The organism is Marinifilum fragile JCM 15579 (assembly GCF_001310955.1).
GTDB classification, from domain to species: domain Bacteria; phylum Bacteroidota; class Bacteroidia; order Bacteroidales; family Marinifilaceae; genus Marinifilum; species Marinifilum fragile.
The window spans coordinates 24,029-41,406 of sequence record NZ_BAZX01000006.1; the positions used below are offsets into that span (position 1 = coordinate 24,029).

A 17,378-nucleotide genomic window follows, 5' to 3' on the forward strand; every position below is an offset into this window, starting at 1 on the left:
GAGAATATAAAATTTAACAATTCACATATTTATTTATCCTGAAAATAGGAAGGTTTAAGGGGATGTGTTTGTAAATCAGAGGTAAAATACATCTTAAAATAACTTGTCGACATGGAGGAAATAGGTTTAAAATTCTGCCAGGCATTCAAAATTTATCTTTTTCTGTGTTGATGGATGCACAAATGTAATTTCCTCGGCGTGCAACATTAAACGATCAGCTTTCAGACCATAAAGCGGATCACCTACGATTGGGGTATTTAATCCGAGTGGATGAGCTGCATGTACCCGTAACTGGTGTGTACGCCCAGAGACAGGATAGAAGTGTATTTTGCTTTTCGATGGAGTACGCTCAACAACTTTCCACTTGGTAAAAGCAGGCTTGCCATGTTCGAAGCAAACCAATTGACGAGGGCGATCATTCAAATCAACACGCAAGGGTAGGTCAATAGTGCCAAAATCTTCCTCAATAATACCATCCAATAGAGCCACATATCTTTTTTGAATGCTTTTACTAAGAAACTGTTTCTGCAGGTTTACGTGTGCAGATTTTGTTTTGGCAATAAGCATAATGCCCGAAGTAGCCATATCAAGACGATGAACAATAAGAGGTCCATCAGCATCAGGATACAGAGCTTTTACTTGAGTATATGCCGATTCTTGCATCTCTTTTCCCGGAACTGACAATAAACCTGAAGGTTTGTTGATGATGGCAATGGCATCATCTTCATAGAGGACTTTTATGGATAGGTTCTTATCTTCTTGCTTTGCTTTTTCTATGCTCATCCCTTTTAGCATGTGTCCTAGTATGGGTTCACATTTGCTTTTGCACGATGGGTAAAAGTAGCCATGTTTACGGATTTCTTTTTTGGGAGAGGTTCCCCACCAAAATTCTGCCATAGCAATAGGTTTCAGTTTGTTCTGAAATGCATATTGTAGTAACTTAGGAGCACAGCAATCACCAGCACCAGCTGGAGGAACCTTGGCTTCGCTCTCCTTAAAAATAGCGTTTGCACTTTTTTCTTTTCCTTCAATATTCAAAAAAAGATAGCTGTCGAATATTTGCTTTTGCAGCTGAGCTGATTGAGTTTTACGCGCCTGTTTTAAACCTGTAATTCGGTGGTAATGCTCATCCGCTTTTAATTGTAAGCTTTCAATCTTTTCTTTACACTCTTTCTTTAGCTTGTTAAATTTACTTTTCTCTGTTTGGCTTTCTTTTACAAGATGTTTTAGAATGCTTTCCTTGTCAGGATGATTGTTAGCTTCTGCTCGCTTGACTTGTCTTTCTTTTTTCGCTTTAGCCATGTCAAGTTTCACTGCTTCTAAAGTGTCATTTGCATTTTGAACTTCATTATTCAGTTCTTTTTGCAATTGTTTTAGGTCCGGCGAATTTTCTTCCTTACAAATGGCTTGATTGATTTGATTCAACTCAGCTTCACCTTTTCGAAAAAATCCATCTGGATTGGTGATTTCGAATACTTGTGGTACAAATGGAATCTGAATTTCTTGAGCTTGATCGTTGCCTGAATAAGCCGCAATGTATCCAATTTCGTCGAAGTGATTTTTTACAATCAACACACCATACATTTTACCTTTAGAGTTGGGATTTGGCGCCCCAAGTTTGGCTTGAAGTTCTTCAGCAGCTTGTACGCATAAAGGATGAGGCGTATAGTCAAATGGATTGGTAAAGCACTCAGGAAGTACTTTGTGTTCCAATGGTTTGTTGAAGGGGATAAAGCAATGCATCCGTTTTTGAAAATAAGAGAATACAAATTTGTTTTGCAAAAGAAATGGTTTTTAAAACTACATGCAATAAAATAGCTCCAAAGTTTTTCAAGTTCAGGGCTTATATTTTGCAGAGAGAGGGAGTGGAACGAATCTATGATTTTACATGATTAAGTGATGTGGTGAGCGAAACGAAAAGTTGTGTTTGCTTGTGAATTTATTGAAATTGTTGTTTAAAATCCTGGTAAGATATCATATCAAGATTAGCTTATAATATTGTTTAGAATTCCTTTAGAGATATTTCATTGTGGATGCGTTTGTTTCCTGCTAAATCATTGCATTTGACAGATTAATATGATTATTAAGTTTAAGTCTAAAAATACATTTCAGAATTCTTGAGAAGAAAGCATTCGGGTATTGAGATGTTGATTCTAGGCAAAACACGATTTGTATTTTATTCGTACAATTTTCTATCTTGCGGACAAATAACCAAATTATAATTCCATTTTGAACTCCCAGTCTGACTTACTGAAAGGTATACAAGAGAAAAAAGAGAAGGCATTTGAAGAGCTTTACAGGCTTTATTATGCAGATCTTACTGTGTTTGCACAAACTTATGTGTATCAGTTGGATATTGCAGAAGATATTGTACAGGAATCATACTATCAACTTTGGGAATCAGCCTCAAGTCAAAGAATCACCAAATCGTTAAAGTCATATTTATATTCTACCATTCGGAATAAATGTTTGAACTATCTTCGACATTTGCAAGTGGAAGATAAGTATCGTAAGAAAGAAATGGATGCCATTCAGTTTGCGGGTAATTATGAGATGGTAGATGATGAAGACTTGATTGGAAGGATTAAACATGCAGTAGAAGATTTACCGGAAAAGTGTAGAATAACCTTTAAAATGTGTGTTTTGCAGGATATGAAATACAAAGAAGTGGCCGAAGAATTGGGATTGTCGGTGGATACGATAAAGGATCACATGAAGAGAGCTTATCGTTTTTTACGTCAATGTAACTTTGATGATTATTTGAAGCTGATGATATTGTTATTATTCAGAACAAATTTGTAAATCTTTTCTAAATTTTTAACCACCCTAATTAGATATGTAAGTGTCATAAATCTGAGATGAGTAACAAAAAGAACAAAAATATAGATTGGTCAGTGATTTCCAGAAATTTATTTGGAAGTGTTTCTGAAGCTGAAAAACTTGAATTTGAAGAGTGGTTGGAGTGTTCGATGGAGCACAAAAAATACGTTGAACGATCCAAGTCCTTTTATGTTGCTGCAGAAAATGAAGAGGTGAAAAGACCTGATACAGAGAAAGCCATTGCAGAATTCAAAAAACATATAGCCAAAAAGAAAGGAAAAAAGATAAAATTAGCTGTTGTGTTAAGATATGCTGCAAGCATATTAATACCCATTTGTATTGCTACATATTTAATATTGAATACAAATAAGTTTGATGAAAATACATTGGCAAGTGGAATTGAAACAATTGAACCAGGATCTTCAAAAGCAGAATTGTTATTAGCGAATGGAGAAGTGGTAAGTCTCGAGCAAGGAGATACAATAGTGAGAGAATCAGATGGAACTGAAATACAGAATGTTTCAGGGTTGTTAAAATACCAATCAAATCAAAACTTGCTTGAAACAGAAACATACAATACGCTAAAAATACCAAGGGGAGGAGAATATAAGTTGCGATTGGCTGATGGAACCCAGGTATGGTTGAATTCGGCAACATCATTTAAATATCCGACAAAATTTGTTGGTGATAAACGTATCGTTTATTTATCGGGTGAAGCATTTTTCGAAGTTGCTCATAATAAGGAGATGCCCTTTATTGTAAAGGTTGATGATTTAAATGTAAAGGTTTTGGGTACAGCTTTTAATGTGAAAGCTTATTCCGATGAAAAGGAAATTCAAACTACCTTAGTAAATGGTAAGGTTGAAGTACTCGCTCAAGGAATAGATAATAAGATAAAAACAGTCTTGTCTCCCAATTTTCAAGCTTGTTATTCAAAAGGGAACAAAAAAATAGAGGTGAATGCTGTAGATGCAAGTATTTTTACTGCATGGAAAGATGGAGTATTTGTATTGGATAATATAAACCTTGAAGATTTGTCGTTGATCCTATCTCGCTGGTATGATGTTGATTTCTTTTTTGTTAATGAAAAAGTGAAAGAAAATTATTTTACCGGTAGAATGAAAAAATACGAAAGCTTACAGGATATTTTTGATTTATTGGAACAACTGTCTGATGTAAGTTTTGTGATTAAGGATAATGCCGTAATTGTTCAAGAGAAAGTATAAATAGAATATTGCAAAATATAAATAAAGGTGTCTTCGAAAGAAGACACCTTTATTTATGGTCTAAATCCTCAATTTATTTGGTTAGATTACGTTTTCATACTAAGAACCCTGAATAGATTTATTAAAAAAATAAAGAACGGTAGATATTTATTTGCTGTTGAATTGCCGGGTATTATAAAAATGCATACTTCTATTGTTCTAGCAGATTATCAAATATTTCGCAATAAATTGTAGGTGGATGATAAGAATCAATCATTTAAAATTGAGTAAAACAATTTGTATCTTGTTTAGAGATTTAATTGTTTAATCATCTTATTAAGAGGTGTGTTGTGCTGTAAGGAGGAAAGAGGTATGATTAGAAAAATTAATAAATATACCCACCCTATATTTTTTTCCACGTGTCTTACCTGTAGTTAAGTGAAAATAAAAACCGATAAAGCTGCACACTTTATCGGTTTTAAGATGATTAAAAGAATACTTAGGTATTCAAATAACTTAAATCTAACTCGAAATTATGGAAAAAAAACCAAATGGTGTCTACAAATGGCACAAAAGATTTTTAAGCTTCATGCTCATTCTCTGTTTGAGCTTGCCTGGTTATGCTGGTATGCAAAGTGGTAAGGTGGACTTGCAAATGAAATCTGTAAGTGTTCAAGAAGTGGTGGAAGAGATAAGTAGTCAAATTGGAATTGGCTTTTTGTATCGTGGCGAAGAGCTGAAAAATCATATGCTTGAAGAAGTAAACTTTCAGGGTATGGAATGGGAAGAAGTGGTGAAAGAAATTTTGGAGCCACTTGGAAAAACCTTTAAGGTAGAAAAGGATTTAATCCTAATTGTTGATAAACCCCAAAGTGAAATTAATTCTACCAATGAAGCTCAGGAACAAAAAACGATTAGAGGAACAGTAACCGACGATCAAGGTGTTCCACTTCCTGGTGTTTCTGTTGTTATCAAAGGAACCAATATTGGGGTAGCCACTGATATCGATGGAAATTATTATTTGGAAATTGATCAAGACGAAACAGTGTTGGTGTTTTCATTCGTAGGAATGATTCCTCAGGAAGTTAAATACACAGGGCAAAGTATACTGAATGTCAAATTAACTACAGATGCTGAAACTTTAGGAGAAGTTGTGGTTACAGGACTTCAGACCATTGAGAAAGGGAGAGCAACCGGATCATTCACGATTCTTGAAAATGAAGAATTGGACCGTGTTGTTTCTACCGACTTTAGAGAGAAATTAGTTGGTGCATCTACGGGTGTATATGTAGATAAGGATAACAATCTGATGATCCGTGGTCAGGGTACCCTTATGTCCACAACAAAACCTCTTATTGTAGTGGATGGAATTCCATTGGAAAGTTCTGCAATGAACATCAATCCCAATGATATAGATCAGATTTCGGTACTAAAAGATGCAGCTTCTGCTTCAATTTGGGGGGTGAGAGCCGCCAATGGAGTTATTGTAATTACAACCAAAAGAGGAACGAAAGACGGTAAGGTTTCAATAAGTTATTCTGGGAACTATAGCATAGAAGATAAAGTTGACGTAGGAGATTATCACAGATTAAATGCTTCTGAATATGCCGCTTTGGAGTTTGAAAGAAGTTTGGGTAAAGGGATCTTCAGGTGGTCACCATTCCAGGGATACAATCAAATTCAGAAAGTATGGATGGATTATGTGCAGGATGGTACGATCTCATTGGAAGAAGCAAAAGCCAGAGTTGCGAACATTGGTTCTTTTGATAATGAACGTCAAATAGAGGATCTGTTTTACAGACGTAAGGTGGTGAAGCAACACAACATTTCCTTAACGGCAGGAAATGAAAAAATTTCTCACTATTTCTCGCTAAATTATGATCAGACTGATAAGGAGCTAGTTGGCAATTCTTCAGATAAGGTAAATTTCATTGGTAATACGGATATCAACCTTGCGAAAGGTGTTGATTTGCAGTTGGGGGTGAGAGGAACTTACCAGAATGACAAAAACAATGGAGATGGAAGTGCATGGAGTATGTTGCCTTATGAAAGAGTATTGGATGAGAATGGCGACTATGTAGATCAAAACAAAGGCATTTCTAAGGAATACAGAGATCTTTTGGAAGCAAATGGATTTTTGGATTGGACTTCGAATAACCTACGCCAGGTAAGAACGAATGATAATGAGCAGGAGACGATTAATTTCGCTACTTCAGCTAAACTGAAATTGGAATTGCTTAAAGGATTAAAATTTACTACCTATGGCAGTTATGAGACAGGACGAATTGAAGGGCGTAATTTGTATGGAAGAGATCATGATGCTGTTAGAGCTTTAAAGAATCAATATACAGAGGTGGATGATCCATATACACCAGAAATTGTTGGGTATCATATGCCTCAGAAAGGTGGTCTTTTAGATCTTTCCAATACACGAATGGTTTCATTCGCTGTTAGGAACACGCTTCAGTATGATTTTACCTATGATGATTTTAGAGTGAAGTTGATGGCCGGAAACGAGTTGTATTCACTTAAAACCAGATTTAATAGCAACAGATTGTTTGGTTATGATGATAAAACACTTAGTCATGAGGCTATTGACTTGGCTTCCTTACAGGCAGGAAAGGTAAAAGGATATACAGGAACCTATACATCGTATAGATACACTCCATCGGTAGGAGAAACAGTTGAAAAGTATGCGTCCTATTTTGGTACCGGAGCAGTAACTTTTAAAGAAAAGTATAATGTGTTTGCCAGTGTACGTTTGGACCAAACCAACATGTTGGTGAATTCAAGAAAATTCAGAAACAACCCGTCATGGTCTGTGGGTGGAAAATGGCAATTGTCTGAAGAGTCGTTTTTTTCCAGTGATTGGATCAATAGTTTAGCTGTTAAGGCTTCATTTGGTTTAAGTGGGAATATCAACAAAAACACGGGACCGGATATTACAGGTAGAATTGATCAATCTACTTTTTTAACGGGGCTAAATTACCTTTCTATTACCAATCCTGAAAATCCACAATTAGGTTGGGAAAAAACCAATGTATTAAATCTAGGGGTAGATTTTTCGATGCTGAATAATCGTTTGCATGGGTCTGTTGAATTCTATCAAAAAAATTCAAAGGACTTGTTAAGCAATGTGAACAACGATCCTACTTCAGGATGGGGAAGTATTCTTAAAAATGCGGCTACAGTTAGAAATAGAGGTGTGGATGTATCTCTAAACGGACGCATTCTTGACGATGAGTTGAAATGGGATGCAGGATTGAATTTTTCTTACAACCACAATGAGGTGACTTCAATTAGTTATACTCCTTCAGCAAGTGGTCTTTATTTCCAGACTCCAATGAAAGGAAAGCCAATTTCTTATATTGCAGCTCTTCGTTACGGAGGATTGGATGCTAATGGAGAACCTCAAGTTATGAAGAAAGGAGATGATACAAAACTACCTTATCAAGCGATGTACTCTCTTACAATAGATGATCACAAATTCATGGGTAGAAGTACACCGCCAGTGTTTGGTAGCCTTTCCAATACGTTCCAATATAAGAATTTTACCTTGGGCATATTGGTAACTTACAAACTAGGACATAAGGTGAGAATGCCTGCGCCTGACAATTCTTTCTTTATCGATTTTAATCCTACTGAGTGGATGTCTGAAAAGTATCGTTGGACAAAACCTGGCGATGAATTGACCAAATGGGTACCTAAGTTAGATGCAAGTCCGGGATTTGTTTCTGGGGCTAGAATTAATGCTGTAAAATACAGTGATTACCTGGTTGATGATGGAGATATTATAAGATTGAAGAGCATTAGTTTGGCTTACGATTTAAACAAACTATGTAAGAAATTACCTGTTGTAAAGGGAGGCTCAATTAGATGTAGTGCAGAGAATGTATGGTATTGGGCGGCCAACAGATATGATTTGGATAGTGATTATCTAACTAATTCAGGCTTTGGTTCACCATTTTCTTTACCAGTAAGAGCCAAGTATACTGTTAGTCTAAAATTAAACTTGTAAAAACCGAATATCATGAGAAATATATATATAGCTCTTATTTCCTTACTCCTTTTTTCTTGCGAAAGTTTTGTTGAGGAAACACCAAAAGGAAATCTGATCCCTGAAACAATAGATGATTTGGGGATGATTCTTGATGCATTTGATCCATATGATGATAATGCAATAACGTATAGTCATGCTAACTCAATTTTGATGTCAGATGATAGTAGGTTGCCAGATATTGTTGCTTCTGGGGTGTCATCTGCAGGTCAAAATAGCTATGTATGGGCAGACCACCTGTATGAAACAACAAGTGATGATCGAGATTGGACTGGCTTTTATCATGTGATTTATTTGTGCAATTACATTCTTGAAAACATAGACAATGCACCAGAAGGTGATGGAGTGTATGCACGTAATTTTGTAAAAGGTAATGCATTGATAAACAGGGCTAATTCATTATTTGTTTTGGTGAATTTGTATGGGAAACATTTTGATGCGAACACATCTTCTACTGATTTGGGTGTACCTATGCCTTTAGAATCGGATATTAACCTTACTTATGCAAGGTCAACAGTTAAAGAGGTTTACGATCAGGTTCGCCAGGATCTGGAAGAGGCTGCAGAGCTCCTTTCCAATGCTGCAGATTATACCTTTCAGGGAACAAAGCCTGCAGCTTTTGGGTTATTAGCACGCCTTTACCTTTACCAGGGAAATTATAAAAAAGCCTGGGAATATGCCGAGAAAGTGAGAACTATGATGCCGGAACTAATGGATTACAATACCATTGGTCAAGAGACACCAGGACAACCGGATTTTGGAATTACTAATTGGCCTCCTTTCAGTGGATGGGAGAAACCAGATGTAATTTTTTACAAATGGGAATCTGATTTTTCAAGCCAGTACTATGTTTCTGATGATTTATTAGCAATAATGGATCAGTCTTCGGACTTGCGTTTCAAAAATTTCTTTACAGATTACAAGTACAATTCCTTTGATCTGGACCCAAATGGATACAGATGTTCTGATATAGCAGATTTTAATCGTGGGATTTCATTGGGTGAAGTTGTTCTAACCGAAGCAGAGGCAAAACTTCGCGATAATGATGTGAACGGAGCTCTTGTAGCTTTGAATGCCGTTCGTGCAAAAAGATATGTAACTGGAACGCCGGAGATTACAGAAACTAATCCAGATGCTTTGTTACAGTTGATTCTTGATGAGCGTAGAAGAGAAACCTTATTCAAAGGTCTTCGTTGGTTCGATTTAAAGCGATTGAATAAGGATCCAAAAACTGCCAAAACCATCAATCGTACTTTGTTTGGCGAAAGCTATACTTTGGAACCAGGAAGTAAAAGATACATTCTTCCAATTCCTCGTAAAGTAATCGAATTGAACTCATTAATAGAGCAGAATCCTAGATAAATAATATTTTGAGGTATTGCTAAGGCAATGCCTCAGGTTTATTGAAGTTAGTTCCTCCAGACAAGAAAGATTATTTTGTTTATCCACAATCAGTGGCTGAACCAAGTTCGTATTGTCTTTTTTTTGTTGGAGAAGAAAGTTTTCTAGCTCAATTTTTAATATGCTGTATAATTCCAGAATCGCAATTATATGGAGTGGAGTATTGGCCCAATTACGGTCGGAAAGATTAAGTAGTAGTTCTAACCATATTGTAAAAAAAGAAGATTATGAATGTATTTAAAGGAATCCAAAAGAAAGGTATTTTGACTTTCTTTTTGTTATTCAGTGTTTCTTTGGGTATTAAAGCCCAGGGAATTGAGTTCTTTCATGGAAATTTTGAAGAGGCAAAACTGAAGGCTAAAACGGAAAATAAACCCCTTTTTGTGGATGTTTATACCTCGTGGTGTGGTCCATGTAAGAAGTTATCCAAGGAGGTGTTTCCGCAAAAGATTGTGGGAGATTATTTCAATAAATCATTTGTGTGTTTTAAACTGCAAGCTGATAAAAAGGACAGCAATAACCAGGAAATTGCGAATCAGTATCATGTGACAGCATACCCAACGCTAATGTGGTTGGACGGTGATGGAAAACTTTTACATGTCTCTACAGGTTTTAAAGGACCGCAACAGTTAGTTGCTGAAGCAAAGGTTGTATTTGATGAAAACAAGAGACTTGGGTCTGCAATTGCGAAGTGGCATAATGGAGATCGTTCTCTACCAGTGGCTATAAAGTACTTTGCCTTTGATAAAAATTCTAAAGGAGAATTCAATGCCTATTTTAAAGGATTGACCGAGGAGCAGAAGTTGGATAGCTTAACCTTCAAAGCTTTGGCAGTAGTGAAACTAGATTTGGACGGAGAGGTGTTCAAATATCTTGTACAGCACCGTAAAGATTACTTTAAAGTTGCTTATCCTTTTGAAGTAATGCGAGCAGTGGATAATAAAATTGATTATGAGTTGCAAAAAGAATACGGAAGCTCTAATTACAATAAGGTAATTGAAAAATACAAACAAATTGGGTTTGAGGAACTGGATATGTTTGCCACTAGAGCGGCATGGATGAGTGGTATAAAGAATGCTGATTTTGTCGCTTTTGAAAAAGCAGCAAAAGAGTATATTCAAAAATTCTCTTCAAAAAATCCAGGAGTATATAATGAGTTGATATTGCGACTTTTTATGGCTAAAGGGAATTTGGATTACTCGACATTTAAGAATCGTAAAGTTGTGCTTGAGTGGACAAAAGAATTAAAGAAAAACTGGCCAGTCGAAAGAGGAGTTTGTTATCCTGAGATTTGTGCCTATTTTATTGCAGGAGATATTGAGGAAGCAAAAAAAATAGGAAACAAATGCTTAAAAGAAATAGAAGGAAAGACAGATTCTCGAACAAATATGGAACGAGAATATATTGAGAGTATTTTGAAGAGTTTGGACTAAATATTGAGTGTATAGATGCTAACTTAAACTTTAAGTGCCAGTGATCTCACTAATTGTTGTTTTTCATTAGAATTGAATCCGATTTTTGGTATTGTTGGCTCAATTTTATTGTTGTTGAAGAGGTTGTCTAAATAGAAAGACAACCTCTTTTGTTTTGGTGAAAACTTCTCGCAATTATGATCTCAATTTGAAATCTTAAGGAGAAATGTTCATTTTTAGCACTCTCTATGCGATCAGATATACTTGCTTACTTTCTGTTCGAAGATTCTCGTTCAATTAAATTAACAGGAAGAACTATGGTTTCCTGCCTGTTGCCAGTTTTGTTCTGGATAATATCCAATAAAAGTTCTGTTGCTTTGGTTCCCACATCAAATCCTGATTGTTCTACCGTGGTTAAAGATGGGCTAAGGTATTCCGAGAACGGTTCATTACTGAATCCAACTACTGCTACCTCTTCGGGTATCTTAATCCCTTTTTCTTTGGCATAAAGAATAATGCTAAGGGCAGTTGTATCATTACCAGCAAATATAGCATCAGGCGGATTGTCTGATTCCAAAAGTGTTTTTGCACATCTCAAACCATCTTCCCGGGTTAATGGACTTTCAATTATTAATTCTTCATTAATATCGATATGGTGTTTGCGCATTGCTTTTAAAAAGCCTTGAAGACGATTGATATATATATTCAAATGTTGTGGTCCGCTAATGTGTGCAATTCGTTTGCATCCTTTCGAAATAAGGTGTTCGGCAGCAATAAATCCACCCTTAAAATCATCCACCACTACCTTGCTTGTCTCTAATTCGTCTACAACTCTATCGAAAAATACAAGTGGTATATTTCTGTTGGTAAAGGTTTTATAGTGGTCGTAGTTTTCAGCTTTCAAGGCTACCGAAGAGATTACACCATCTACCCTCGAAGCAAAAAGCGTTTGTACACAATCGGATTCTCTTTCTTCCAGGTCATTGGATTGACAAATGATAACGTTAAAACCCTTTTTGCGAGCAAATTCCTCAATACCAGTAATTGCAGAAGAGAAGAAGTAACGGCTTATTCTGGGAATAATCACACCAATGGTATTTGTGCAACTTGTGCGCAAGTTAGATGCAAGCGCATTGGGTTGATAACCCAACTGTTTTGCCATGTCTTTTACTGCCTTTTTTGTCTTTTCGCTGATGCGAGCATTGTCATTAAGAGCTCTGGATACGGTCGATCCGGAGATATTTAATGCTTTGGCAATATCGTGTATGGTAACGTTATTCTCGTTCTTCATTTTAATTATAGAGGTATTAATTCACGCTACAAAGATGCAATAAATTTTTATAAATAGCCTTAATGTGACAAATAAAAGGTAATCGATTGTGCAGAATAAATTTAAATAGAAAAAAATATAGTGAGTTGTAAAAGCTTTGAAAAGTAAGTGTTTGTTATTGTCTTGGTAGGTTTTATTATCGATTGAAAAAAGTAAAAAACAAGAATATAAAGACAATCGATTGCACGATTCATTTGCATTTTCTTTCTTTGTATCCATCGAGGGGTGAGAAAACAGATCACCCTACTCGGTTAGAATTTTTCAAATTATTAAAATAGTTAGCAATGGGATTGAAATACGAAGAAAGATATGCTACCCATCCAGCGGATGCTAAAAACTACGATACCAATCGATTAAGAGATGAGTATTTGGTGCAGAATATCATGGAAGAAGGTAATGTTAACCTTACTTACTCACAGTACGATCGTTTGATTGTTGGTGGTGCAGTACCTGTAAATGAAACATTAAAGTTAGAAAGCATTGATCCATTAAAGGCGGAGTATTTCTTGGAAAGAAGAGAGCTAGGAATAGTTAATGTAGGTGGAAAAGGAAGTGTTTCGGTTGACGGTGAAGTATACGAACTGGACTATAAAGAAGCTTTGTATGTAGGAAAAGGAAAAAAAGAAATCTTGTTTAGCAGTGAGAATGCTGAAAATCCTGCTCATTTCTACATGAACTCAGCTCCTGCTCACGAAGTATTTCCAACAGTGAAAATTGGACGTGAAGATGCAATCATCATTGAATTGGGTGAGCCAGAAAATTCGAACAGAAGAACCTTGAACAAGTTGATTGTTTCGGATACCATTAAAACCAATCAATTGCAAATGGGGATGACCGAGTTGCACCCAGGTAGTGTATGGAATACCATGCCAGCTCATACGCATAGCAGAAGAATGGAAGCTTACTTCTATTTCGAAGTGCCAAAAGGTCAGGCAATCTGTCACTTTATGGGAGAACCAAAAGAAACTCGTCACTTGTGGATGGGGAACGAGGAAGCTGTTTTCTCTCCAACCTGGTCGATTCACTCGGCTGCCGGTACAAGTGACTACACTTTTATCTGGGGTATGGGAGGTGAAAACCTTGACTATGGTGATATGGATATCTGTCAACCAGATGAATTGCGTTAAGAAGTTGTTGTGTTATTAATTATATAGTAGTTGTTATGATTTTAGATTTATTTAGGTTAGAAGGAAAGGTTGCATTGGTTACTGGTGCTACTCATGGTATTGGGATGGCCATTGCAACCGCTTTAGCAGAAGCAGGGGCAAAAATTGTTGTAAATGATATTTCGCCAGATGCTTTGGAAAGAGGTAAAGCAGCTTATGCTGAAAAAGGCATTGAAATGCACGGTTACATTTTCGATGTTACCGATGAAGAAGCAGTAAAAGCAGGTATTGCACAAATCGAAGATGAGATTGGTCCTATTGGAATTCTTGTAAACAACGCTGGTATCATCAAGCGTGTTCCTATGCAGGATATGGAAGTAAAAGACTACCGTCAGGTAATTGATATTGACTTGGTAGGTCCTTTCATTATGGGTAAATACGTTGGTAGAAGAATGATTGAGCGCCGTGAAGGTAAAATCATTAACATTTGCTCAATGATGAGTGAACTTGGACGTAATGATGTTTGTGCTTATGCATCGGCAAAAGGTGGATTGAAGATGTTGACCAGAAATATGGCAACAGAATGGGCGAAATACGGAATCCAAACCAACGGAATTGGTCCTGGTTATTTTGCCACTTCTCAAACAGCACCAATTCGTGTTGATGGTCATCCATTTAACGAATTTATCATTAACCGTACGCCAGCAGCTCGATGGGGTGATCCAGAAGATTTAGGAGGTACAGCAGTATTTCTTGCTTCAAAAGCATCAGACTTTGTTAATGGACATGTGGTGTATGTTGATGGTGGTATTCTTGCTACCATTGGAAAACCTTCAAACGAAGAATAGTTAGTAAAGTTGTGTACAATATGGAAAGGAAGAATGAATAAATAATGGCGTTGCTGGGGAGTGAGCCCATAACTCTTCCTTTCCTTTTTTAGTTTACCGATTGGCTATAAGTTCTCTTTTATAGAACTAGTTGAATAAGCACTTTTGATAGAAAAGACCATGAAAAGATATTTTGTTGTTGCTGCCTTGGCTTTTGTTTTTCAGTCCTGTACAACTCCGTCCTTAGAGTTGAAAAATGAATTGCATGAAAATAGAACAGATGCACCTGTTGTAATCAGCAGGGCAGATGTAAAGAAATTAGTAGGTGAAATTCCTGCCGATAAGGTTCCTGTTGTATTAGGAGCCGATGGCAAACATATACCATCACAGGTTGATGATTTGGACCGTGATGGAAATTGGGATGAGTTGGTATTTGTTAGCAATTTTGCCTCAAATGAAACCAAACGTCCTCAAGTAAAATTGGTTTCATTAAATGAAATTCCACAATATACCATCCGTACCAATGTTCGTTTGGGCGAAGGTAGTATTGAAGAAGGATTTGAAGGTGTTGATCAGGCAGTTTCTCCCAAAGGATATACTGGAGTTCCTGTAAAATATCAGGCGGAAAGTGTAAGCTGGGAAAATGATATAATGGGATTCCGTAACTACTTCGATTGTCGCAATGCAAAAGACTTATTCGGTAAGCTTTCTCCTGAAATGGTGATGAATAAAATCGGTACCAAAACAAGCGGTTCCTACCACAAATTATCAGATTGGGGAATGGATGTATTGCACGTTGGACCATCATTGGGATCTGGCGGTTTAGCAATGTTTCACAAAGATTCTCTTTATCGATTAGGAAGTGTTGAGCGTTTCGAATTTCAGCTTGTATCTCGTGGTCCTGTGCGTTCTATTTTTGATTTGAAATTATCAGGTTGGAATGTTGATGGTAAGATGTTGAATGCTACTGAAAGAATTTCGATTTGGGCTGGAAAATATTGGTTCCAAAGTGATGTTACTGTTGAAGGTCTTGAAGAAGAAGCTGAATTGGCAACAGGAATTGTTACCAGCTATTTGAAAGAGGAAAAGCCATTTGAATTTGAAGCGAACAAAGAATTCACAGGTGTTGCTACTCACGACAAGCAATCAATGAATGAGGATTTCCTTGGATTGGGAATTCTTGTGAAATCTGCTGAGAAAGTAAGAACAGGTGATGCTCCTTTATTGTCGGAAAATGTAATTAAAGGCAGCCGATGGAATCAGCCAGTTGGAGAAACTCACTTTGTAACTCAGAAGATTTCGAATAACAAAGCAGCTACACATTACTTTTTTGCAGTTTGGGAAAAAGAAGATGCAAACTGGGCCAAGAAGGAAAGTTTTAAAGACTTAATGAAGAAGCAAGCTGAAGAGTTGAGTTCGCCAATCGTGGTAAGTATAAAATAGATAACAAGGAAAAGATAGATAGAGATGAGTAATAAGGTAGTTACTTTTGGAGAGATCATGTTGCGTTTGGCAACACCTGGATATGAAAGATTTTCGCAAGCATCAGAATTTACTGCTACTTATGGTGGTGGAGAAGCGAACGTGGCTGTTTCTTTGGCAAACTATGGTATTGAATCGAGCTTTGTGACTCGTTTACCAAAGAACGACATTGCACGTGCATGCGAGATGGATTTGAGAAAGTATGGCGTGAATACTGATAACATCATTCATGGTGGAGATCGATTAGGTATATACTTTTTGGAAACAGGAGCGGTAAGCCGTGGAAGTAAAGTAGTTTACGATCGTGCACATTCTGCAATTTCTCAAATCGAGAAAGGAATGATCGATTGGGATAAAGTATTCGAAGGAGTAAGTTGGTTCCACTGGACAGGAATTACTCCAGCTATCTCACAAGGTGCTGCTGACGTGTGTTTGGAAGCAATTAATGCTGCAAATGAAAGAGGTATTACAGTTTCTTGTGATTTAAATTACAGAAAGAACCTATGGAAGTATGGCAAGTCTGCTGGTGAAGTTATGCCTGCTTTGGTTGCCGGTACAGATGTGGTTCTTGGTAATGAAGAGGACGCCGAAAAAGTATTGGGAATCAAACCTGAAGGTGTTGATGTAACAGGTGGTCATGTTGAGGCTGATGCATATTTGTCAGTATCAGAACAAATCATGACGCAATTCCCTCGTTGTAAGAAAGTAATTACTACTTTGCGTGGCTCTATTAATGCGAATCACAATTCATGGTCAGGAGTATTGTATGACGGAAAAGAGTTGTTCAAAGCAAACAACACTTACCAGATTACTCATATTGTTGATCGTGTTGGTGGTGGAGATTCATTCATGGGAGGTTTAATCTACGGGTTGCTAACCTGGCCGAATGACAATCAGAAAGCCTTGAATTTTGCTGTAGCTGCCTCTTGTTTGAAACACACTATTTATGGTGACTACAATCAGGTTACGGTTGAAGAAGTTGAGAAACTAATGGATGGTGATGCATCAGGTCGTGTTGCAAGATAAATTCATAATTAGAAAAAATGGCTAGATTTTCAAGAATAGAAGTTGCATTAAAAATGAAAGAAACAGGAATGATTCCTGTGTTCTTTCATAAAGATATAGAGATTTGTAAAGAGGTGGTGAAAGCCTGTTATAAGGGAGGAGCACGGCTTTTTGAATTCGTAAACAGAGGAGATTACGCTCATGAAATTTTTGCAGAGCTAAATAAATGGGCAGCTAAAGAATGCCCGGAAATGATAATGGGTGTTGGTTCTGTAATTGATGCAGGAACAACTTCATTGTACATTCAGTTGGGAGCTAACTTTGTAGTTTCTCCAATCTTGAATGCAGAAATGGCAAAAGTTTGTAATCGCAGAAAGGTTGCCTGGTCTCCTGGTTGTGGTTCTCTTACTGAAATTTCATACGCAGAAGAGCTGGGAGCTGAAGTAGTGAAAATTTTCCCTGGTGCTCAGGTAGGAGGTCCGGAATTCGTTAAGGCTGTTAAAGGTCCTTTCCCTTGGTCATCAATCATGCCAACAGGAGGTGTGAAGCCTGACGAGGAAAACTTGAAATCTTGGTTTGATGCAGGAGTTCACTGCGTTGGAATGGGGTCTCAGTTGATGCTAAAGAAAGAGGATGGCTCTTTTGATTATCAGGGCATCGAAGAGGCAACAGTTAAAGCTTTCGAGATTATTAAGAAATTGAAAAAATAGGAAGTGTTGATCTTCGTTAAAAA

At 36.9% G+C, this 17,378-nt stretch carries 12 protein-coding genes; 10 read left to right on the forward strand and 2 right to left on the reverse strand.

Annotated features, from left to right (window positions below; translation table 11 throughout):
- Positions 1–126 precede the first annotated feature (126 nt).
- Positions 127–1,782, reverse strand: a complete 1,656-nt coding sequence (locus tag JCM15579_RS06885; RefSeq protein WP_218186091.1) for an RluA family pseudouridine synthase — start codon at positions 1,780–1,782, stop codon at positions 127–129.
- 447 nt (positions 1,783–2,229) lie between these two features.
- Between JCM15579_RS06885 and JCM15579_RS06890 the strand changes: the two genes are divergently transcribed.
- The 5 genes from JCM15579_RS06890 to JCM15579_RS06915 all read left to right on the forward strand — a co-directional run bounded on the left by JCM15579_RS06890 (position 2,230) and on the right by JCM15579_RS06915 (position 10,916).
- Positions 2,230–2,802, forward strand: coding sequence for an RNA polymerase sigma-70 factor (locus JCM15579_RS06890; protein ID WP_054717690.1), 573 nt, complete (start codon positions 2,230–2,232; stop codon positions 2,800–2,802).
- Between the two features lie 56 nt (positions 2,803–2,858).
- Positions 2,859–4,046 carry a FecR family protein gene (locus JCM15579_RS06895; RefSeq protein ID WP_054717692.1) on the forward strand — a complete coding sequence of 396 codons (1,188 nt, stop codon included), beginning with the start codon at positions 2,859–2,861 and terminating at the stop codon, positions 4,044–4,046.
- A 514-nt stretch (positions 4,047–4,560) separates the two neighbouring features.
- Positions 4,561–8,043 (forward strand): SusC/RagA family TonB-linked outer membrane protein, encoded by a 3,483-nt coding sequence (locus JCM15579_RS06905; RefSeq protein WP_054717698.1) that lies wholly within the window; start codon positions 4,561–4,563, stop codon positions 8,041–8,043.
- A gap of 12 nt (positions 8,044–8,055) precedes the next feature.
- A complete protein-coding gene (locus JCM15579_RS06910) occupies positions 8,056–9,444 on the forward strand; it encodes a RagB/SusD family nutrient uptake outer membrane protein (RefSeq protein WP_054717701.1) in 1,389 nt (462 codons plus the stop codon).
- A 266-nt stretch (positions 9,445–9,710) separates the two neighbouring features.
- Complete coding sequence (locus JCM15579_RS06915) at positions 9,711–10,916, forward strand: thioredoxin family protein (RefSeq protein ID WP_054717704.1); 1,206 nt, start codon at positions 9,711–9,713, stop codon at positions 10,914–10,916.
- 247 nt (positions 10,917–11,163) lie between these two features.
- Here JCM15579_RS06915 and JCM15579_RS06920 read toward each other — a convergent pair whose 3' ends face one another.
- Positions 11,164–12,186, reverse strand: coding sequence for a LacI family DNA-binding transcriptional regulator (locus JCM15579_RS06920; RefSeq protein ID WP_054717707.1), 1,023 nt, complete (start codon positions 12,184–12,186; stop codon positions 11,164–11,166).
- A 323-nt stretch (positions 12,187–12,509) separates the two neighbouring features.
- Here JCM15579_RS06920 and kduI point away from each other — a divergent pair, with 323 nt between their 5' ends.
- The 5 genes from kduI (at position 12,510) to JCM15579_RS06945 (ending at position 17,355) form a co-directional block, all read left to right on the forward strand.
- Positions 12,510–13,352, forward strand: coding sequence for a 5-dehydro-4-deoxy-D-glucuronate isomerase (gene kduI, locus JCM15579_RS06925; protein ID WP_054717710.1), 843 nt, complete (start codon positions 12,510–12,512; stop codon positions 13,350–13,352).
- A gap of 35 nt (positions 13,353–13,387) precedes the next feature.
- Positions 13,388–14,179: a gluconate 5-dehydrogenase gene (locus JCM15579_RS06930; protein ID WP_172677388.1), complete on the forward strand. Its 792-nt coding sequence runs from the start codon at positions 13,388–13,390 to the stop codon at positions 14,177–14,179.
- A gap of 159 nt (positions 14,180–14,338) precedes the next feature.
- Positions 14,339–15,601 carry a DUF4861 domain-containing protein gene (locus tag JCM15579_RS06935; RefSeq protein WP_054717713.1) on the forward strand — a complete coding sequence of 421 codons (1,263 nt, stop codon included), beginning with the start codon at positions 14,339–14,341 and terminating at the stop codon, positions 15,599–15,601.
- A 24-nt stretch (positions 15,602–15,625) separates the two neighbouring features.
- Positions 15,626–16,666, forward strand: coding sequence for a sugar kinase (locus tag JCM15579_RS06940; RefSeq protein WP_054717716.1), 1,041 nt, complete (start codon positions 15,626–15,628; stop codon positions 16,664–16,666).
- A gap of 17 nt (positions 16,667–16,683) precedes the next feature.
- Positions 16,684–17,355: a bifunctional 4-hydroxy-2-oxoglutarate aldolase/2-dehydro-3-deoxy-phosphogluconate aldolase gene (locus JCM15579_RS06945; RefSeq protein ID WP_054717718.1), complete on the forward strand. Its 672-nt coding sequence runs from the start codon at positions 16,684–16,686 to the stop codon at positions 17,353–17,355.
- The last annotated feature ends 23 nt before the right edge of the window (positions 17,356–17,378 follow it).

What these genes read in the sequence shown, in the direction of transcription:
- JCM15579_RS06895 (WP_054717692.1), top strand. Translation starts at nt 2,859, where the DNA reads ATGAGTAACAAAAAGAACAAAAATATAGATTGGTCAGTGATTTCCAGA.
- JCM15579_RS06905 (WP_054717698.1), top strand. Translation starts at nt 4,561, where the DNA reads ATGGAAAAAAAACCAAATGGTGTCTACAAATGGCACAAAAGATTTTTA.
- JCM15579_RS06910 (WP_054717701.1), top strand. Translation starts at nt 8,056, where the DNA reads ATGAGAAATATATATATAGCTCTTATTTCCTTACTCCTTTTTTCTTGC.
- JCM15579_RS06915 (WP_054717704.1), top strand. Translation starts at nt 9,711, where the DNA reads ATGAATGTATTTAAAGGAATCCAAAAGAAAGGTATTTTGACTTTCTTT.
- JCM15579_RS06920 (WP_054717707.1), bottom strand. Translation starts at nt 12,186, where the DNA reads ATGAAGAACGAGAATAACGTTACCATACACGATATTGCCAAAGCATTA.
- kduI (WP_054717710.1), top strand. Translation starts at nt 12,510, where the DNA reads ATGGGATTGAAATACGAAGAAAGATATGCTACCCATCCAGCGGATGCT.
- JCM15579_RS06930 (WP_172677388.1), top strand. Translation starts at nt 13,388, where the DNA reads ATGATTTTAGATTTATTTAGGTTAGAAGGAAAGGTTGCATTGGTTACT.
- JCM15579_RS06935 (WP_054717713.1), top strand. Translation starts at nt 14,339, where the DNA reads ATGAAAAGATATTTTGTTGTTGCTGCCTTGGCTTTTGTTTTTCAGTCC.
- JCM15579_RS06940 (WP_054717716.1), top strand. Translation starts at nt 15,626, where the DNA reads ATGAGTAATAAGGTAGTTACTTTTGGAGAGATCATGTTGCGTTTGGCA.
- JCM15579_RS06945 (WP_054717718.1), top strand. Translation starts at nt 16,684, where the DNA reads ATGGCTAGATTTTCAAGAATAGAAGTTGCATTAAAAATGAAAGAAACA.